Annotated in this window: 18 protein-coding genes; 5 read left to right on the top strand and 13 right to left on the bottom strand. The window is 50.7% G+C overall.

The window, feature by feature from the left end:
- The 13 genes from J2D77_RS07795 to J2D77_RS07855 all read right to left on the bottom strand — a co-directional run bounded on the left by J2D77_RS07795 (nucleotide 1) and on the right by J2D77_RS07855 (nucleotide 13023).
- On the bottom strand, nucleotides 1-921 hold the full coding sequence (locus J2D77_RS07795; RefSeq protein WP_078527197.1) for a LysR family transcriptional regulator: 921 nt from the start codon (nucleotides 919-921) through the stop codon (nucleotides 1-3).
- Between the two features lie 179 nt (nucleotides 922-1100).
- Nucleotides 1101-1991 carry a CopD family protein gene (locus tag J2D77_RS07800; RefSeq protein ID WP_078527199.1) on the bottom strand — a complete coding sequence of 297 codons (891 nt, stop codon included), beginning with the start codon at nucleotides 1989-1991 and terminating at the stop codon, nucleotides 1101-1103.
- The gene (gene copC / locus J2D77_RS07805) at nucleotides 1988-2365 is read right to left on the bottom strand and encodes a copper homeostasis periplasmic binding protein CopC (RefSeq protein WP_078527201.1); all 378 of its coding nucleotides are present in this window, start codon (nucleotides 2363-2365) and stop codon (nucleotides 1988-1990) included. Before copC ends, J2D77_RS07800 begins: the two co-directional genes overlap by 4 nt.
- Nucleotides 2366-2464: 99 nt before the next feature.
- Nucleotides 2465-3754 (bottom strand): aminotransferase class III-fold pyridoxal phosphate-dependent enzyme, encoded by a 1290-nt coding sequence (locus J2D77_RS07810; RefSeq protein WP_230975645.1) that lies wholly within the window; start codon nucleotides 3752-3754, stop codon nucleotides 2465-2467.
- Nucleotides 3755-3801: 47 nt separating this feature from the next.
- On the bottom strand, nucleotides 3802-4977 hold the full coding sequence (locus tag J2D77_RS07815) for a methanobactin export MATE transporter MbnM (protein ID WP_230975646.1): 1176 nt from the start codon (nucleotides 4975-4977) through the stop codon (nucleotides 3802-3804).
- A 1-nt stretch (nucleotide 4978) separates the two neighbouring features.
- Nucleotides 4979-5848 (bottom strand): MbnP family copper-binding protein, encoded by an 870-nt coding sequence (locus tag J2D77_RS07820; RefSeq protein WP_230975647.1) that lies wholly within the window; start codon nucleotides 5846-5848, stop codon nucleotides 4979-4981.
- A 41-nt stretch (nucleotides 5849-5889) separates the two neighbouring features.
- The gene (gene mbnC, locus J2D77_RS07825) at nucleotides 5890-6477 is read right to left on the bottom strand and encodes a methanobactin biosynthesis protein MbnC (RefSeq protein WP_124297930.1); all 588 of its coding nucleotides are present in this window, start codon (nucleotides 6475-6477) and stop codon (nucleotides 5890-5892) included.
- Nucleotides 6474-7280: a methanobactin biosynthesis protein MbnB gene (mbnB, locus tag J2D77_RS07830; RefSeq protein WP_078527205.1), complete on the bottom strand. Its 807-nt coding sequence runs from the start codon at nucleotides 7278-7280 to the stop codon at nucleotides 6474-6476. Before mbnB ends, mbnC begins: the two co-directional genes overlap by 4 nt.
- Before the next feature lie 59 nt (nucleotides 7281-7339).
- Nucleotides 7340-7435, bottom strand: coding sequence for a methanobactin (gene mbnA / locus J2D77_RS07835; protein WP_120357830.1), 96 nt, complete (start codon nucleotides 7433-7435; stop codon nucleotides 7340-7342).
- A 100-nt stretch (nucleotides 7436-7535) separates the two neighbouring features.
- Nucleotides 7536-9752, bottom strand: coding sequence for a TonB-dependent receptor domain-containing protein (locus J2D77_RS07840; protein ID WP_110571425.1), 2217 nt, complete (start codon nucleotides 9750-9752; stop codon nucleotides 7536-7538).
- A 145-nt stretch (nucleotides 9753-9897) separates the two neighbouring features.
- Nucleotides 9898-10389 (bottom strand): DUF2946 family protein, encoded by a 492-nt coding sequence (locus tag J2D77_RS17260; protein WP_078527209.1) that lies wholly within the window; start codon nucleotides 10387-10389, stop codon nucleotides 9898-9900.
- Between the two features lie 301 nt (nucleotides 10390-10690).
- Complete coding sequence (locus J2D77_RS07850; RefSeq protein WP_167370262.1) at nucleotides 10691-11773, bottom strand: IS5 family transposase; 1083 nt, start codon at nucleotides 11771-11773, stop codon at nucleotides 10691-10693.
- 80 nt (nucleotides 11774-11853) lie between these two features.
- Entirely contained in the window at nucleotides 11854-13023 is a 1170-nt protein-coding gene (locus tag J2D77_RS07855) for a site-specific integrase (protein ID WP_078527213.1), read from the bottom strand.
- A gap of 434 nt (nucleotides 13024-13457) precedes the next feature.
- On the opposite strand from J2D77_RS07855, the gene J2D77_RS07860 reads away from it, so the two are divergent.
- From J2D77_RS07860 to J2D77_RS17520, 5 genes are all read left to right on the top strand, one after another.
- A complete protein-coding gene (locus J2D77_RS07860; RefSeq protein WP_207845738.1) occupies nucleotides 13458-13964 on the top strand; it encodes an RNA polymerase sigma factor in 507 nt (168 codons plus the stop codon).
- A gap of 134 nt (nucleotides 13965-14098) precedes the next feature.
- On the top strand, nucleotides 14099-15067 hold the full coding sequence (locus J2D77_RS07865) for a FecR family protein (RefSeq protein ID WP_207845739.1): 969 nt from the start codon (nucleotides 14099-14101) through the stop codon (nucleotides 15065-15067).
- Nucleotides 15068-15267: 200 nt separating this feature from the next.
- Nucleotides 15268-17838, top strand: coding sequence for a TonB-dependent siderophore receptor (locus tag J2D77_RS07870; protein ID WP_207845740.1), 2571 nt, complete (start codon nucleotides 15268-15270; stop codon nucleotides 17836-17838).
- Nucleotides 17839-18032: 194 nt separating this feature from the next.
- Complete coding sequence (locus tag J2D77_RS07875; protein WP_207845741.1) at nucleotides 18033-18245, top strand: transcriptional regulator domain-containing protein; 213 nt, start codon at nucleotides 18033-18035, stop codon at nucleotides 18243-18245.
- On the top strand, nucleotides 18208-18813 hold the full coding sequence (locus J2D77_RS17520) for a DUF2285 domain-containing protein (RefSeq protein ID WP_207845742.1): 606 nt from the start codon (nucleotides 18208-18210) through the stop codon (nucleotides 18811-18813). Before J2D77_RS07875 ends, J2D77_RS17520 begins: the two co-directional genes overlap by 38 nt.
- Nucleotides 18814-18829: the final 16 nt, after the last annotated feature.

An 18829-nucleotide genomic window follows, 5' to 3' on the forward strand; every position in this document is an offset into this window, starting at 1 on the left:
CTATTCAATATTCTTCTTTCTCAAGAAAGAAAGTATTTTATGTACGACGGTCGACGAATTTCTATCACGCCATCCAATGCCGTAATCAAGATGTGAAAAACCGTCGCCGTCGCGCACTTCCAGCACAGTTACCTGCTCAAGGATCGTATCTGGAAAAAACGCGAGCCAGCCAGTCGGCATAAGCGTAATACCATGCCCGTTTATAACGAGAGCGATCGTCCGCAGACTTCTGATTTCTTCCCTACGCACTGTTGGCAGAAAGCCAGCAATGCTCGCTTTGCGTTTTAACAGTGTATGCATGTCCTCTCCTGTATCATCATTGCCGAAGACAAAAGTTGCTTCCTGTAAATCGCTCCAACACGTTGTTACAGATGAGGCAAGAGGATGGTGTGTCGGTGTCACAGCGACAATTCGATCGCTCCACAGTGGTAAGGTAGCTGCGCCAGGTTCGTTCAGTGGAAGGGTTATAATTACTAAATCAACGATACCGTCGAAAAGCGCCGAAATTACATCTCTGTGGGATGCGTCACGATATATAAAAGAGATACCGGGGTGAAGAATTCTATAAGGTTCGATGAAGTCCGATACTCGTCCTGGCGGTATATTGCTTTGTATTCCTATTGATACGATAACGCTTTCGCCAAAGGCGCATCTCCGAGTATATTCATAAAGAGTATTTGTGTCGTGCAGCAGAGCCTCAGCCTGTCGGAGGAATGCTTCGCCGACTGGCGTAGGCGTTGTGCCAGATGATGTCCTGCGGAAAAGCTGAATTCCGACGCGCTCCTCAAGTAGTCGAAGTGAACGACTGACTGCGGACTGTTTGGAATTTAGAGCGCGCGCCGCGCCATGGATACTTCCTTGAAGAGCAATTGCGCACACGCATTGCAGTTCCCGTAGATCAAGAGGAGGGTGTCTTACCATTTTATTTCTGCCCTCACATACAAATTAAAATTAGATATTTTGTAGTGTGAGTGTTGTAGAATGCGAGAATATGATTCATTGATACCTAAAAAATATAAGGAAATATTGGAATAAATATGATACTCCATAATTAAGCTCCCATTCGATTCATTTGCATATATAGCTATGTCGACATGGCTCTAGTTTGTAGGTAGAGATAAGGTTGTCGGGTCCATTCGCCCAGCAACGGCAACAATTGCAATAATAGCAGCAGAAAATGCAATTTCGGCTATTGTTCCGCGTTGAAGATATTTAAGGCTTGCCGTAATGTTTCTCTTCTGTCGTAGATTTCTTACGTAAACATATCGGTTGACGCAGGCGATACAGACCATACCGCTCGTTAATCCCAGCTTGAGAATGAGTAGTGTAGAATAGACAGTGAAATGCTTCGGCCATCCGCCCAGGATGTTCAGGCCCAGTCCAGAACCGGTAAGTAGGACCAAAGGCACCGCGATATGTCCCGCAGCCGAATACCGTGCTAACGCCATTTGCATGGAGAGATCCCACTTCTTTTTTCGTGTATCACTGACAAGCATGGCAACGGGGATGAGGCCCCCGCACCAGAAACCACCTGCAAGCAAATGCACGGCCTGGAAGAACATCGCGCCCATACCGATCATGCGCACGTGACCTGTCAGAGCTGTCGCCGTCAGAAGCAAGCATGCGGGTATGACCGACAGGAGCGCGCCGCATTTACGCCAAGTTAGAAGTAGAAGACAGACACCAGCTACGGCCTGAATGATCCACGCCTGTCCAATGGTGGTGTCAACAAGCACGGCTTTGCTTAAAGTCGGCGAGAAGGCATCCTGCCACCCATCTCCGACCTCGGAGACTTCGGCTGGCAGTGTTGCAATGACTATTACTGTCGTAAAAACGCTCCCCCATGCCCAAAACTTTCTCAGGCGGGCAGAGAGTGCGATTCCGAGGTCGCGCGGAGCCAGCCACCCTGCAAAAAGCAGGCTACCTGTAAGAAAGAGCGCCAGGCTGTCTCGTGCGGCGCGACATAGGATCAGGAAAGCATCCGGTGTCATCGGTTAGTAACTGTGAACCCATAGACGCCATGAGTCTTGTGTCCATCGACGGCAAGGGCGTGCCAGGTTACGGAATACCGTCCAGGCACGAGCTCAATTTTGAGCGGGACCGTCAGAGTCTTGCCGTCATCCGACAGGGCAACGTTTCCTGTTTCTATAACATTACCCTTGGGGCCAGTGACAACGACGCCGGTGAGCTTGACAACTACTGCTTCAGTAAAGCCTAGCGTCAGGCTCTGCGGTGCCGTTCCCGTGCTATCCGCAGCGGGTATTTCGGCGTTCAGGTGGGCATGTGCATAGGCAGGGTCCCCCATCTGCAGAACGAAGTTCCCTGCGAGACACATAGAGGCAACGATTTTACGGATAGAAGTCATGTTTACTTTCCTTGCTTGGTGTGAATTACAGCAGAAAGACAAATATTTTCAGAGAAAAAAGTCTCTTATTGACCAACGAAAGGGATACCTTCGACGCAGCTATGCTGTTGAAAACAGAATAGTATTGAAAGCTTTCGTCATGCGTTGCTCAAGCTCATCAATGTCTTTTTTAGAAATAATGAGAGGAGGTGCTAAAATTATGCTGTCGTATGAGATTCTTATCAGCACGCCGTGTTCCATACACGCTTTCACAACTGACCGTTTTATGTCTGTCTTCTCATCATTTCGGAAATCAAGCTCCCTGTAGCTACAAAATCCGACTTCAATCGCGCTTAATAATCCGATTGTCCGTGTGGATCGGACCAGCTCGTGTGCCGCAAGTTTCGAAATCATCTTTATCCAATGTTCCGAAATATCCTGCACATGATCTACTATTCTTTCATCCTCGTAGATTTTTAGCGTTTCAAGGGCGACGGCAGCGGCAACAGGATGTGCGTGATATGTGCCGCCATGATGAAACCCATGGTGCATAATCGAGCAGTCCACCAATGCGGAGTGAAAATCATCATTCATGACGACCGCCGAAATCGGTTGATAGGCCGCTGAAAGCCCCTTCGATGCGACGAGGCAGTCGGGCGTCTGGTTGACGGTCTGGCTTCCCCACATCTTTCCGGTTCGACCGAAGCCCGTCACGATTTCATCGAAATAAAGAGGAATATCGCGCATCGACAAGACATTGCGTATTGCTTCAAAATATCCTTTCGGCGCTGGGTACATGCCGCCAGCAATCGAGACTGGCTCGCAGAGGAAGGCCGCGATATTTTCGGCACCCGTGTGATCTATCAGTTCTGCCAGTTCCCGCGCCAGGCGATGTGCATAATCTTCTTCTGTTTCTCCAGCCAACGCGTCGCGTGGCCAGCGCGGTTGCGCAGCATACAGAATATCGTCACCCGTCAGATCGAATGAATTGATAATGCTTTCGATCCCGCCAAGTCTCGTGGCAAATATCGTCGATCCATGATAGCTCCCCCGACGCGTGATTATTTTATGCCGTTTTGGATTTCGTTGTTTATTGATGTACCACGTTGTTTTAATGAGAGTTTCGATTGCTTCCGATCCGGTTGTGGCGAAAAGAACGTGAGCGTCCGGTATCGGCGCTGCCGCGCTGAGCGCGTCCGAAAGCGCGTGGACGACAGGGACCGTCCGGTTTAGCGCGGTGGGATAGACTGGCAGCTCTCGCATCTGGCGTGTGGCGGCTTCGATCAGGCGTTCATTATGAAAGCCGAGCGTGGCACAAAACAGTGCCGACACCGCGTCGATATAGTCTTTACCCGAAGAATCGAAGACGAAGACACCAGATCCAGATACCATATCGACGCCTGATGACATGGCGGAGTTGCTAAGATGCGATAAGCCGTACACTAGTCGCGAAGTCATCATTGTGCGCCTTTACCAGAGGGAGAGGCTGAGGGCAGAGCCAAAGGGCAGGTCTTTCCCGGATCTGAGAACGCCGGGTTAGTGAGGAAGCTCTGATCCGTTAGGGAGTTCAGGAAGGCGATCACGTCCGCGATCTCCGCCTCGCTGATTTCGAACGGCTCGATGAACTGGTCGCGTAACGGGTTCTCTCCGTGTGGCCCTGTCGCCGACCGACCTCCCTTCGAGTAATGTGCTGCCAGCACGTCGTGCAGCGTGGCGATGGAGCCATCATGCATATAGGGACCCGTCAGGGCGACGTTACGCAGGCTTTCCGTGCGGAATTTCCCCTCATCGTCGGCATTGCCCGTCACAGTCCGCAATCCGTGATCACTGGCAGGATAGGCCCCCTTGCTGTCCTCGTTATACAAGCCGGTATTGTGAAAACCTGTTTCCGGGAAAGGCATGTTCGCGGAGCGGATATTGTCGGTCAGGTTCAGGCCGTTATGGCAATGTGAACATTCCAGCTTCTCGCCGAAGAACAGCGCCTCGCCCCGTTGCGCGGCCGGGGACAGCGCCGTCTTGTCGCCATGCAGCGAGTGGTCGTAGGGGCTGTCGAAGGACAGCAGTGTGCGCTCGAAGGATGCAATCGCCTTCGTGACTGTGGAAAGTGTGATCGCGCCCTTCGCCTCGGGAAAGGCGATGCGAAACAGGTGCGTATAGCAGGGATCACCCGAGAGCCTAGCGAACAGAGCTTTTTCCTGGCCGCCCATGCCCAGCTCGACCGGTTGGTCGCCGAACATCGGGATCAGCATCTGTTTCTCCAGCGTGGTGAGTTGTGGATTGGCCCAGGTATAGCTCGGCAGATAGGCTACGTTCGCTAGCGGCATCGGTGTGCGTAGTCCTGGCTCGCCATGCGCGCCTACATGCGTCGGGACACCAGAGGCGAAGCCCAGATTCTGGAGATGGCACGACGCGCAGGCAAGCGTCCCGTTCTCCGATAGCCGCTTGTCGTAAAACAGCCGCCGCCCCAGTGCGACCTTCTCCGCCGTCATCGGATTGTCGGACGGGACGACTGGCGCAGGCGCCCAGGAAGGGATATCCCAATGCCACGTCGCGGGCTGGGCTGCGGCCGATAGAAGCAGCGCGCCCCCACCCATAAGGGCCATCTGGAGAACTTTGCGAATAAACGTGCGCATCCTATCGACCCCGAAATACCGACTGAGCGGGTGGGGAGGTCTCTGATCCGAATGGCAGGCCGAACTCACGGAATACACCTGCGCAATCCTTGTCGTCCGGTCCAGACATGCAACCTGGCGCACTATTAATCTGGTTGGTGCTGACATTACTCAGAGCGAGCAGTCGACTTATGTCGAGCTTCACGGTCTGATGCGCCGGATTGAACTCCGGCAGCGTGACCGTGACGAGGTTCGGGGCCGTGCACGCGCCCTTCGGCGCCTCGACCGGACTGGCGGACTCACAGCCGGTGCTACCGATGTGGACAGGGAAGCCATGGGGTCGCGCTTTGTCGCCAGGCTTCGGAATCATCATGATATCAAGTGTAAAAAAACGATATCCTGACTGCCAGGTCCAAAACATGCTCGTCATGTTCAGCGGTGGCTGTGCAATCGTAGGATCGCCGTGATTGGCGGCCATAGGTAGCCCAACGGTGAAGCGCAGGCCGGCGAAATGGCCTTGCGGCCAGACAAAACTGATAGTCGAGTTCGGCGACGGAGCCGTATCGCTGCATGGAATATTGCGATCAATCAGGTCGATCAGCGCGATCCCGTCACGCTGCCAGAGGCCTGACGGCCCTGGCTTGACCGGCACCGCACGACCGTCCTTTGTGAGTAGCGCCACATCGTGGATGTAAAAGCGTAGATCGTTGACCCGGACCGTGTCGCCCTGCGTGCCGACCGGCGAAAGCGTGCGGGTGCAGCTTATCGGCTGATCGCCGAATACAGCTTGGAACGTCAGGTGCCCGAGTTTTGGCGCCGCATAGGTGTTTGACGACACCCCCGTTATCAAAGCGCTAGCGAACAACGCTCTAAACATCATCAACGATTTCATTACCATCTCCCGATAACGGTCCAAAACGCGACTTATACGTCTCAATTCTGCGATGCGGCGTTATTCAGCAACGTCCACCCTGGAAATGTTTCCAAATCCCATGACGGAATTAGAAAGTATCCGAATCCGTTCTCTGGTGGGGACGGTGGCGAGCCGATATTTATTTCTTCGATGCTCCTTACTAGGTGGACGTTCCGTGCCTTGAATGCGACAGTCCATGTCGGATCGGAGCTATGTGCTATCGCAATCCCCAGAAAGGACGAGCGGTCGAGGGCCGCCCATTGGGCAGCAGCAACAGCACGCACTTCACGGCAGACCTGTTTTGTTAATTTCCCGGCCAATGGAGATTGAGCAAGCCAGTCATAGACTGACAAGTGAAGGGTCCAATCCAAGGGATCGCGGTGCTCATAGGCCCATTCCATAAACGGCCTGAATATGACGCCGTTATTTTCGTCATCTATTTCCTGTAAAGAAGGGCAGGGATCGAATATCGCGTGCCACGTTCCTCGTAACGCTATATTTATCCTTACCTGTTGGCGGTGAGAAAGATTGAAATCTCTTTCTCGTGAAGGGCGCGTCATGCTGCTGATAACATCGCAATCACGCTCTAAATTATGGTCAGAAGTCATTTAACAGCGTTCTTCTGCAATGTAAGTTGTTGTCGTATTCTTGTGATATCTTGAACAATACTGTCATATTCAACATTACGATCTCGTTCGTACGTGATAGTCGTTTCTGAATGGCAAAGCCTTGATCTCAGGTCGGAGAGAAAACTCAGTGTTTCCACAGAAATCTCGGTGCCGTGTGTGTCGATCATTACATTCGGATCACTTACCGACGGCTCGTAACTTCCTACATGAAAATGCCGTGTTTCGTTTGCTTCGCTGATCCAGCTTTCCGTGGAGGCGCCACAATTTATCTCGGAACAGACAGCGTTCGATATATCAAACAATAGCCCTGTCCCGACTTCCCTTCGCAGATCAGAAAAGAATTCGGGCGCTTCAAATCCACCATCTAATATAGACGGAAAATTTTCTAGAAATAATTTCTCACCAATTTGCTCCTGCCACCACGATGCTTTCTCAATTAAAACTTTTCTGTTCCTGTAGTCTATCTCGGAAAGGAATGAGAGATTTTGGCCATTGCACGAAAAAGACGCAAGGTGGTCAGAAATGTATATAGGCTTTAGAATATGTGCATGATAGCGAATTTGTTCAGCCATCTGGCTCAGAGATTCTCTATCATTTTCTAAAAATCTGGAGCGCATAATGTGGAAAGAAACTGGACATTTGACAGTTGCCAGTAGCTCGTGCGGATCTAGATGAAGAAAGTTATCTATAAGAATTTCGTAGTAATCTATATGACCATCATTTAGTAATTTGTTTGCAATTGGCAGAACTTCGCTTCTGGTAAAATTAAAACCGATGCGCATGATGGTCTCCCTTAATTAGAATAGGAAAGGGTGCGCGCATGGCGCGCACCCCCTATGGTTCAGTTATAACCACCACAGACCGTACCCGGACCGCAGATCGAACCGGCCATTGTTGAGACCTTGATCTCGCGACGAGAAAGAATGGTGATTTTCATTGATAGACTCCTTGTCTTTGAAATTGCCGATCATCACATCGATGTATCGGCAAAGTATAATAACATATATTGTTCAAGTAAACAAAGTAAAAACGCAAATTTAAAACTTATATGAAATATTGAACCTGAAGCTTCGTCCAATTTCAGGTACGTCATTATTGCTGGCGATAGATTTGTACATATAATATGTCTTATTGGTCAGATTGGTGACGGCAAAATTTACGCGCCACGGCTTGCCTGGCATTTGCCAGTCAAAAAGAATGTCATGCAACATATAGCCTGGTCTTCTGCGTGCTATCGTAGAGTCATAGTCTTGGGCTTCTACAGCGGTGAGGTTATACGTGGCGGTCAACCCAATTTTTGGAAAAGTGTAACTCGCATCTGCTGCTACTTTATCTGGTTGAGCCAGAAGGTTGGCTCCGGTGTTTGCATCTCTCACACGGAGGTGGCTGTAACTTACGCCAAGATTGATGTTCTCTATATTGTAGGTTGCGCGAAGTTCAATTCCATAGCGGGTGGCGTGTTGAATGTTCGTATATTGATAGTTTATCTCGTTTGTTTTGTAGAGTGGGCTCCAGTGATGTCCGACCACAGATAGCTGAATAAGGTTCGTAGCATCTTCGTAGAAGCCTGTAGCACGCACCAATGCATGATCCTTGCGTGAGAACAATCCACTTTTATTATAACTAAATCCACCTTCGTATGTACGAGCGCTTTCTGGTCTTAAGTTATTATTTGGAAGAAAATAATAACTATTTGGCGTTATGGCATAGTTCATATTTGTTTCTTGAATTGTTGGGGCGCGGTAATTTTTTCCCCAACTAAGATAGACCATCCAATTTCGATTTGGATGCCATGCTAAGGTAATTTTGGGTAGAATTGCACCGCTAGTGCTGGTGGACGAGCCAGACCCAAAGGTATTGTAGCGATCGTAACGAAGGCTTGGCGTTAGTACGATGCCGTACGGAAGTTTAATCTCATCTGATCCGTAGAATCCGTAAACTTGCTGTTGCCCGTCGGGGATAGTTCCTCCTCCTTGCCCGTTTTTTTGAAGAGTATGATTGATGTCTCGATAGTAATTTGCTCCAACTACAAACATATGTGAACCAAGATAGCCAAAATTTTCCCTGAATATTTTTTGAATATCAGCCCCATAAGTTTCCAGTGTTTGCGTCTCGCCCACTATTGATGTCTTAATAAAAGGACCGTACCATGACGTCATTTTTGATCTATAGAGCGTCAGTCTTCCATCTTCTTTTCCGTCAGAGTCCTTAGTGGTTAGGTGAATATTTGAGTCGTCTTGCCTGGTTCCGGTTTGTCGATAATAAGGAATATATGTCTTTGTTGACGAATTATAAACGGTAAATTTTTGTGCTTGTGCGTTGGCTGGACGATAATTTTCAATATAATAAAAACTCTGCCCGAAATCGACTCTGATCCGGTCTGTAATGTCGTAGCCCAGTTTTAAGAGTGCGCTATTGCTCGTACCGTTGTTCGGAGATAATTTTTGTCCTCCGCCTAGAGAAATCGGCCCGAATGACTGTCCTGCATACGCCAGCAGTCCGTCGAACTTTCCCCATTTTCCATACACTTTGGCAGCACCTTTGGCATTTTCATTTGCACTCTGATAACCGCCGTCTAACTCTGCACCCCATTTTCGGCCAGGCGCGAGGAGATCTTTGGCTTCGAGCGTCTTGATTGACATGACGCCTCCCATGGAGCCGCTGCCGTAAAGAGTTGATGCGGCCCCCATTACGACTTCGACAGACTGCACGAATGCTGGATCGATATAGAGCGGTGTCTGGAAGCCGGCAAAACCATTGTCCGCATTGCGGCGTGCGCCATCGACCAAGAGGATAATGTCTCTTCCGTTGAAGCCTCGAATTTCAGGGATCTGGCCTTCGGTCCGTGCTCCGCCTGCCATATCAGCGTCAGGTAAACGATTGATGACATCAGCGAGCGTTGAAGACATACGTCTTTCAATATCCTGACGGGTTATCAGGCTGACCGAGGCGGGAACATCCTGGATCCGCTGTGGCGTTCGCGTAGCTGTGACAACGAGCCGCTCAGCTGCGTTACTGGATATGGGGATGGCGGCTCCTGTTCTTACATGAGCACCAAGTTGTTTTGACGTGTTTCGCGATGACTGTTCCGGAGTTTTTTTAATCGCCGCCTGCCTGGTTGATGCGGCATTCTCACGCTCTTTTCCGGGCAGTTCATTGGCATGCGCCGCGAAGGACGGGATAAGAAAAATTGCGGCGGCAGAAAGTAAGTGCGCGCGGTGGAACGTGTGTGCGCAAACATGTGTCGAAGACATGGAAGCTGATCCTGAGCTGAGAATATCGTTCAGCCAGCAGGACGGTCATTGTCTTTTTCGTCATTAGTTTATGACGTCAGCGACGCACTATGCGTTAAGTGAACGCGTACGGTCGATGAATGACAGCTTAAACGGCCTGCGGGCGCTAGAAGACCGCAGACACAGGGGGGCCACAGGAGAAAGGAACACCAAGTGTGATGACAGGTGGAGCACGGGGGTTAACGATGTTGACGTGGCGTTGCCAACGAATAAACGCCAGTGCCAGCAAGATAACGAGAGCTGTGAACAGGAATACTGGCAGGTGCAGGAGAGGGCATAACGGACAGCTTCCATCGTGATGAGAAGGATGCCCGGACATGTGGTCGTGGTCGCCCTCATTGTCGGCTGACACAGCCTGCGTCACATTGTCCATTGTCATGCCAGGCATATCCGCACAGACGGAGTGCTTATCTGGCGTGTGATAAACATGTGGAGCGATATCAATGCCTGTCAGGCGCAGGATGGTAGCACGAGGCATTTCTCCCGGCATTGCCTGACTCTGGATCAGGAGTTGCCCCAGAAAGCCCATGAGCGTGAACGCGACCAGAAACCAACGGCTCAATGAAGAGCGGGGCGCAGGATGTATGGCATGGGCCATCTTTTGAAAACATATGCTCCTGTCACGGTAGACTTTTTATAAAATCCATTGTGGTTGCGAGCCTGTCAACCCGATATTGCACACACATGGCAGGCATTCCTACCAGGATGCTTGAAGAGCCCATTTTGGCTTGGCGGCAGTCGATTTTATAATCTCTGCCTGAGGAATGTGGAGGGATCGAAGAACCCTTGATTGATACGCTTGGCTGTTGATTTCAGGTTTTTGGCGATTTGATTGACTACTTTTGGGTTGGTTTTCGATCTGCGTTTTAAGCAGATCGAGTGCTGCCCCCGCTGGATTGCTATGCATTCGCGCTGATCCGCTCCAGGAAGAGGAAGCGGCGCATATTATAGACGATATTGGCCAGGCCGATCCTCATGGTGGCCCGGGTGATACCGACAGTTCGGACGAACAGACCCATTTGCGATTTCTGGTCAGCAAAGACATGCTCGACGCGTGATCGGATCACGGACTTTCCGGCGTTGGATTTCTGGAGATGCCTGGGCATAGGCTTGAGATGCGGCTTTTTCCTGTGAACTTTCGAGACAAAGCCCTGCTCCTCCATGAAGTCCTCATTCGCTTTTGAGCGATAGGCCGTGTCAGCCCAGACCGTTGAGGCCGTATTGGTTTTATCCAGCAGCCCCTCTCTCAATCGCGCGCCATCACTGGCGGCGGCATGCGTTGTTTTCCATTTCCGGATGAACCGGTATTTCCGATCGATGGAAACATGCGATTTATAGCCAAAGAACGGGATGGCGAGATCGCTGGAGGGCATGGCTCCATCATCCTGCCGCTTCGCCTTCGTGAACTTCAGTGTCCAGCGCGCATGACGATCCTTGTGCGACAGCTTTGCGGGTTTGTCCTGCCAGTCTTCAGGAATACGTCCTTCCCGAAGATCGGCTTTCTCTGCATTGGTGTTCCGCTGCTTCGGAGCCGCTACCAGCGTGGCATCCAGGATCTGGCCTGACATCGGTAAATACCCGGCGTTACGCAGGGTCGCATCAAAGCGGTTGAACAGCCCATCGATCGCACCCGCCTGGGTCAGACGCTTTTGATACAGCCAGACCGTTTTGGCATCCGGCACCCGATCTGAAAGTCCCAGACCAAGGAAACGCATAAAGGAGAGGCGATCGTTGATCAGATATTCCGTCCGCTCATCAGACAAATTGTTGAGCGTCTGGATCACCAGGATCTTGAACATCAGCACCGGATCAAATGGCGGTCGTCCGCCTTTGCTTCCGTCAGAATACGCCAGAGCCTTCTCCAGGTCAGGGCGGAAGACTTCAAAATCCACAGTCCGGGAAAATGCTTCGAGCTGATCACCAAGCCCGCTCAACCGAGCAAGCCGCTCTTCAACGTCAAAAAATCCCGCCTGCTTCATGATCCATACTCCAATCAACTAAGGGGAAATGGAATCACAGAGCAGACCTCAATACCAGGGGGTTTTTCGAACCCTCCACGTGTTCAGACGTTGCTCTTGCTGTCTCCTGAAACAAGTGCCGTAAAAATTTTCAGATCGATCTCTTTGACTGCACGCTGGATTGGTTCTTTCTTGAGGTGAGCATAACGTGCAGTCGATTTGAGATCGCGATGGCCCAGCAGTTTCCCGATCATGATCAGATCTTCGCCGAGTTCAAGCGCATCGGATGCGAAGGAATGACGAAGATCGTGAATGCGGACGTCCACTAGCCCGGCTTCCTTTCGGATGCGTCGCCACGGCTTCTCCAGATCGGTCAGATGACCACCGTCCTTCCGTCCAGTGATGACATACGGATTGCCCGCGATCATGGGAATGCTCTTCAGCAGGCCTACTGCACTCTCGCCCAACTGAACGGTTCGAGCGCCATTTTTGCTGTCGGGTAGTCTGATTACCCCTTCGTCCAGAAAAACATATTCCCATTTCAGACGTTGAATTTCCCGAAGGCGGCAACCTGTTAAAAGCAGGAGTTGAAACGCATTGACGGCTTCCGGCATCGCGGAACGGGCGTCGTCGAGTGCTTTGCCGAGACGCTGATGTTCTTCTGTTGTGAGGTAGCGCTCGCGCTTCTGCTCCTTATAGCGTTTCACGCCCCTGCATGGATTGACGTTGTCTGTCCGCACACCCCATAGGATTGCCAGAGAGAACATTTTCGACAGTACCCCCAGCGTTCGGTTCGCCTGATATGGGATATGCCGGTAGGTATGGTGAAATGTAACGATATCAGAATGAGTGACAGAGGCTAGCTTCCGGCTGCCAATTTTTTTCGTAATGAACAGGTCAATCGCGCGTTGATATTCGCCTTGTGTGGTTTGTTTCAGATGCGTCTTCACATGCCGTTCAATGAAAATCTTACAGAACTGGCTGACGGTGGGAGAAGCCCGCTCTTCGTCGCGTTCTGTGTTTGGATCGTTGCCGTCTTTCACGCGGGCGAGGATTTTGATCGCTTCGTCGCGTGCTTTGTCTGCCGTCCAGGGACCATGATGGCCAATCGTATAACGTCGGAACCGGCCATTGGCTCGATAATGGACCACGTAGCTCATTCGGCCTGAAGGCCAGACCCGCAAGGCGAAGCCGGCGACTTGATCGTCCCAGACGATGTAGTCCTTCTCAGCAGGCTGGAGGGTGGCGATTATGCGCTTTGATATCCGGGGCATGGCTGCCTCCACAGGATGCGTATAGGATGCAAATGGGACTGAAACGTCAGTGTGAGTAAGCGTAGACAGAAGAACCAAAATGAACAACTTATTCAATTAAAATAATGGGATAGTAGTGGTTCTTCGGGATGCATCGGGGAGTTTCGTGGCAGGGCGTAGCTCTTGCCTACAAACTCATAACCTGAAGGCCGCAGGTTCAAATCCTGCCCCCGCAACCACTTCCATCATAAATCCCTCATCATAGACGTGTAGAACCCGCTGCCGTTAGCCCTATCGGGCCTATGGCAGCGGGCCATGCCTTTATGAGAGTGAACACGTTGGCTTGGGGCGATCCCATTCCCAGTTGCGAATCAAACTTTCCTATGTCATTCAACTGAGAAGGACTCTCAAGTTAATTTTGGCGAGGGTAGGGGAGCTTCTGGAGGTATTTCGCCTTGAAGGCGCAGCGCACGTCTTGGCAGCTATACGAAGCTCATCGTGAGAACCTGTTATCCTACGCAAACCGACTTTGCGGGGATAAGACACTCGCAGAAGATATCGTTCAGGATGCCTGGTTGCTTTTTAGCCGCCAGCAAGTCGAACGCATCGCTTCGCCCTTACATTACCTTCGTACGATTGTTCGCAATCTACTTTTGACCCGAGGCCGCCGTGTTTCAAAGGCGGGACTTGTCGAGACGGATTTTGATATCGTCACCCTTAACGTGGAAGATCAAACCGCTTCTCCAGAGGCCTCCGTTGCTGCTCGGGAGGTTATGCGGCGCGTTTTTGACGCAATAAACCTCATGCCAGAGCGGCAGCGGGATGCTCTCATGATGTATCATTTCAAGGGAATGAAGCTGCGGGAGATTGCTGCTCATCTGGGCGTTTCCCATGCGCTGGTTCATCGGTTGATTGCCGATGGTGTTGCGATCTGTGATCGCATTCGCGAGGAAGGGCTGTAGATTCCTCGTGCCTCTTCAAATAGTGCTGAAAAACGCTACTCTCCGTACATCTCTAATGTATGGACCTTTCGTTCCGTGCCGTATTCGCCGGAACGTATGTTCGACCATATTGTTCGCGGGGAGGGCTGCGTTCGATGACTGAGCAGCGGACGCCCCGGCAAGCTGCGGTCGATTGGCTTCTCTTCCTGAGAGATGACCCAGACGACGAAGAGTTAAATGCCAGATTTCGCGAATGGCTTGCCGAAGACCCTGCTCATGAGCAGGCATGGGCAAATATCAATAAGACAAGCGTCATGCTTACTGACGCGCCGCAGACGATGTGGGAGGCAACTCCTGTTAAGAAGATCAGGTTCGGGCGTCAGATAGAGGGCGGTTGGTTACATCGTCTTCTGTGGCCCGTGGCGGGTGCGAGTGTTGCCCTGGCGTGTGGTGTTGCTCTTCTGGCGACGCCTGATCTACTGCTTCGCCTCAGAGCGGACCAGTATACGCCGGTCGGAATGACGAAAGATGTTCTCCTGACCGATGGGAGCCATATCACGCTGGCTCCACGTTCAGCCATCAAGATCGAAATGGCTGGAACGGAGCGTCATGTCCGTTTGTTGCAGGGAGAAGCCCTGTTCGAAGTTCGACATGATGAAAGTCGACCGTTTCGTGTTTTTGCCGATGATTTTATCGCTACTGACATTGGTACGGTGTTTGACGTGCGGACAGACGCAACGACGACAGTCGTTGCCGTGCGACAAGGGGCGGTGCATGTCGCTTCGCTGCGCGTTCCTGCGGTAGATCGTGATTTACATGCGGGAGAATGGGTCAGGGTTTCGAATGGCCAGCCTGTTGCGGGTATGTCCGCGATAGAGGCAATCGGGGCTTGGCGTGGTGGGACATTAATCACCGACGATGAAGCCGTGAGTGATGTTATCGCCGCATTACGTCCATGGACAACGGCAAAAATTGTCGTCACCGGGCAAAAGCTGGCTGACCAGCGGGTGACTGGTACTTATGACCTGCGGCAGCCTGAGGCTTCTCTCAGGTTGCTCGTTACAACATACGGGGGGAAAGTTCGGTTCTTCACTCCTTGGCTGGGGCTGGTGACAGACCACTGAGCTAGATCGCTCGGCATGAAAAAATATCAAAAAATAAAGCCAATTTTATCAAAGAGATAAGGGTTTTCTGTCGCATCTTGTCGTAAAAAAATCGCTAAGCGAGTTACCAAACCGGGCTGTCGTGCATCTTCATAATTAGAAGATTGGAATGCGAATGAATTGCACTCCATGCAAACTATATGATGGAAAGCGTAGTGCCGATGGAACCTTCCCCCAGCCTCAGAAGGCCTTTTACCGCCTCTATGTTTCTCTTGGGGGCCACAACGGCTTTAACAGCCGTTATGATGGCAAAGGCGAATGCCCAGACAAGTGTTTCCGCGCCAGCCACATCAGCCGCCGTATCGGCTCAGGCCGTTAATTTTGATATTCCAGCGGGTAAGTTATCGAGTGCTCTCGTAGCATTTAGCACACAGGCGCATGTCCCTTTGAGTTCTCAGACGCCTGTTCTTGCAGGTAAAATGTCGTCGGAGTTGCGTGGGCAATTTACGCCTTCCGCGGCGCTTTCTCACATTTTGTCAGGTAGCGGGCTCAGCTACCGGGTAGTTGGGGGGAGCGGTTTTCAAATTGTTCCCGCTTCCAGCGCAGCCACTATAACCCTCGGTCCTGTGCGCGTAGGTGGGACGGTCGCGCATCAAGACCCTACCGGGCCTGGTGTAGGGTACGTTGCCACGACAACGATGTCGGGTACTAAAACAGACACTCCGATCACCGAAATACCTAATTCTATATATGTGATTACAAAACAGTTGATGAGTGACCAACAGCCCCAGAATGTGGCTGAAGCATTACGTTACACGCCGGGTGTCTATTCGGAAAGTTTAGGCAATTACAGTAATGGCAGCGGCATTTTAGGGGGCGCTGATGGCATCATGCAACGAGGGTTTAGCACAACATCGTTTGTAGATGGTTTGGCGCTTAACAGTGCCAGTGCAGGAGAAACTGCCTTTATTGAGCGGATTGAAGCCGTAAATGGACCCGCGTCTGTGATGTATGGCCAGACTAACCCTGGTGGTATGATAGGTATTAGCCTTAAAAAACCTACGGAGACGCCTCTTCATCAGGTGTCTGTGGGTTTTGGTAGTTGGGGGCGTTACGAAGCGACGGCTGACGTAAGTGATAAAATCACAAAAAGCGGTAATCTGCGTTATCGTATCGCTGCCATTGGAGTAACATCAGGGACACAGGTCGATCAGATTGGATACCATCGTGTCGGCGTTCTACCTTCTCTTACATGGGATATTGATCCGAAGACATCTCTTACGTTACTTGGGATGTATATGTACACACCCGGAAATGGGACAAATTACATGCAATATCCGACGTGTGGAACTTTAATCCAGAGTAGTGAGTGCCCACGTATTCCAAAAAATACGTTTACAGGTTATAAAAGCTGGAATCAAAATGGCTCCAGAGAAGCGATGTTTGAATATTTATTCAAGCATGAATTTAGTAAATATATCTCCTTTTCGCAGACATTCAGGTATGAAAATTCGGAAAGTAATAAAAAAGACACTTATACAAGTGAGTTTATAAATTCAAATGAAGTAGCAATTGTGCCGTGGTCTATTCAGGGGCGTGCAGAAACAATAGGCTTGGATTCCCGTATTTATGGAAATTTTTCCACGGGTCCAGTCAATCATACGTGGGTTGTGGGATCCGATTTTAGGAAAGTCTCATACCTACAAAATGCGTTGTATGACCGAACTGCAACATACACCCAGAGTATTTATAATCCATCAACGGATGCTATACCTTGCTTAGATCTTTATTCGACTGCTTGTAAGGTTCGAGGAAGTATGGGGCCTTACTCGTATTTTCAAGAAGGTGTCTATTTTCAGGATCAAATTAAATGGAAGGGATTCTCGGTTCTTCTGGGTGGGCGAGAAGATTGGGTTAACTATAAAAGTGATAGATATTCAGTCAGCACGAACAATTCAAGCAATACACTAATAAAGTCAGACGCTTCAGATGTGCCAGAGCCTCAGCATGCCTTCACGTGGAGAGCTGGTTTGACATATAATACAAAATTCGGACTGGCGCCTTATTTTAGTTATTCAACATCCTTTGTTCCGCAAGCAGGATCAACAAATTATTTAGGACAGCCATTTTCTCCATTGACGGGAAACCAGCTTGAGGCCGGATTAAAATATAAAATCCCTAACAGAGATGTTCTTTTAACGGCAGCCGCATTTCATATTAACGAAAATCATTATCTTATTAGCGATCTTGAACATTCAGGGTTTAGCACTGACGTTGGTAAAGTAAGATCTCAAGGTTTTGAGGTTGCGGCAAATGCAAATATTACGCGAGATTTTAGGGTCGTTGCATCGTACACGTATACGGACATGCGTTTCGCTAATACTAATGTGACAGCAAAACGTACCGATCCATTGACCGGATCCACGTATGGCAATGCTGTTTCTGAAGAAGGCAAGGTAGTTCCTCAAATGCCACGGAATATGTTTTCTATATTTGCTGATTATACCATTCCTTCAGGATTAGCCAAAGGTCTCGGGATTAATTGGGGTTTGAGGTATATAGGATATTCGTACGCAACGAACGTCGAATCATTTAAGGTCCCGTCATATATTTTATTTGACATCGGAACTCATTACGATCTTGGTCAGGTGTTTCCTGCTTTGAAAGGTTTGAAGGCGCAGCTAGCAGTATCAAATCTTACGAACAAGTATTACGTAACAAGCTGTGGAACATTGTTTTGTTATGTCGGGCAGGGTCGGCGATTTTATGGGAATCTGACCTACAACTGGTGAAATTTTCTTCCCCCAACTCACGCGATTTCTAGCTGAAATTCCAATACTTTGTAACGGACGCCCCTGCCAGACCCGTGAGGTCACACTTTCAACGTGAGAACCCAATTTAGACAGTAACGCGGGGCCACCTGAAAGGCGCGGCATGTCTTGTCGCGCCCGGTCGGTGGCTCCCCAGCCGATAAGGGACGTCTCCCATGCCACTGGACATCTGGCATTCCGAGGCCGATCTGGCCATCCTCAGAACCCTGTCAGCCTCCGCCCTTGCGGGGGCCTTCATGCGCCGCTGGTCCCGCTATGGCGATGACTACCGCGATACCGGCCTGCGGGCAGGGGCGAGCGACAATCCCTCTCTCCTGTGGGCGGCTTTCCGTGACCGTTGGAGGTTGCAGTTTTGTCCACGATCCTGACATCCCCATCACCCGCAAGCCTGTTATCTGGCGCAGGGAAGACACAACCCGCATAATCAGCCTGACAGAGGCCCCGCGCGGCTTTTCCGACTTCCTGTCGCTGAATTTCGAAGCCCTGGGGCGTGTTCTGCTGGATCATGAAGATGATGCCGGTCGCGGCGTGACCGTGGCTGGTCCCTTCGGGACGTTCTCCTTCCTGATGGATAATCCTGACGTCATGAAACGTCCGGCGGTGGCTATCCCGCTCGATCCCCTGTTCAGGAGCCGTTATTACGAGGCGGGACGCTTCATGTTTCGGTATCTCGGGTTCAGTATTCCTCACCGTATTCCGCCGGTCATCACGCCGTTCCGGTCCCTGCATCTGATCCGCTGTCTGCATGCGTTCGATATGGACAGGGCAGGTTTTGGTAAGCGCCAGATCGCGGCCCGTTTGATCAACTCACAGGCGCTGACACTTTCCAATCATGAATGGATCGATCATGGCTGGCGACGGTCCGCCAGAGACTGGACGGCGGAAGGGCTGCGTCTGGTCGAAGGGGGTTATGTTGCTCTCCGTATGGAAGGATGATCAGGGAAAGACGTTT

Source organism: Acetobacter garciniae (assembly GCF_017377735.1).
In the GTDB taxonomy this organism is placed as follows: domain Bacteria; phylum Pseudomonadota; class Alphaproteobacteria; order Acetobacterales; family Acetobacteraceae; genus Acetobacter; species Acetobacter garciniae.

Excerpts from the sequence above, each read along its gene's own strand:
- J2D77_RS07795 (WP_078527197.1), bottom strand. The coding sequence starts at position 921 with ATGGTAAGACACCCTCCTCTTGATCTACGGGAACTGCAATGCGTGTGC.
- J2D77_RS07800 (WP_078527199.1), bottom strand. The coding sequence starts at position 1,991 with ATGACACCGGATGCTTTCCTGATCCTATGTCGCGCCGCACGAGACAGC.
- copC (WP_078527201.1), bottom strand. The coding sequence starts at position 2,365 with ATGACTTCTATCCGTAAAATCGTTGCCTCTATGTGTCTCGCAGGGAAC.
- J2D77_RS07810 (WP_230975645.1), bottom strand. The coding sequence starts at position 3,754 with ATGTCATCAGGCGTCGATATGGTATCTGGATCTGGTGTCTTCGTCTTC.
- J2D77_RS07815 (WP_230975646.1), bottom strand. The coding sequence starts at position 4,977 with ATGCGCACGTTTATTCGCAAAGTTCTCCAGATGGCCCTTATGGGTGGG.
- J2D77_RS07820 (WP_230975647.1), bottom strand. The coding sequence starts at position 5,848 with ATGAAATCGTTGATGATGTTTAGAGCGTTGTTCGCTAGCGCTTTGATA.
- mbnC (WP_124297930.1), bottom strand. The coding sequence starts at position 6,477 with ATGACTTCTGACCATAATTTAGAGCGTGATTGCGATGTTATCAGCAGC.
- mbnB (WP_078527205.1), bottom strand. The coding sequence starts at position 7,280 with ATGCGCATCGGTTTTAATTTTACCAGAAGCGAAGTTCTGCCAATTGCA.
- mbnA (WP_120357830.1), bottom strand. The coding sequence starts at position 7,435 with ATGAAAATCACCATTCTTTCTCGTCGCGAGATCAAGGTCTCAACAATG.
- J2D77_RS07840 (WP_110571425.1), bottom strand. The coding sequence starts at position 9,752 with ATGTCTTCGACACATGTTTGCGCACACACGTTCCACCGCGCGCACTTA.
- J2D77_RS17260 (WP_078527209.1), bottom strand. The coding sequence starts at position 10,389 with ATGGCCCATGCCATACATCCTGCGCCCCGCTCTTCATTGAGCCGTTGG.
- J2D77_RS07855 (WP_078527213.1), bottom strand. The coding sequence starts at position 13,023 with ATGCCCCGGATATCAAAGCGCATAATCGCCACCCTCCAGCCTGCTGAG.
- J2D77_RS07865 (WP_207845739.1), top strand. The coding sequence starts at position 14,099 with ATGACTGAGCAGCGGACGCCCCGGCAAGCTGCGGTCGATTGGCTTCTC.
- J2D77_RS07870 (WP_207845740.1), top strand. The coding sequence starts at position 15,268 with ATGGAACCTTCCCCCAGCCTCAGAAGGCCTTTTACCGCCTCTATGTTT.
- J2D77_RS07875 (WP_207845741.1), top strand. The coding sequence starts at position 18,033 with ATGCCACTGGACATCTGGCATTCCGAGGCCGATCTGGCCATCCTCAGA.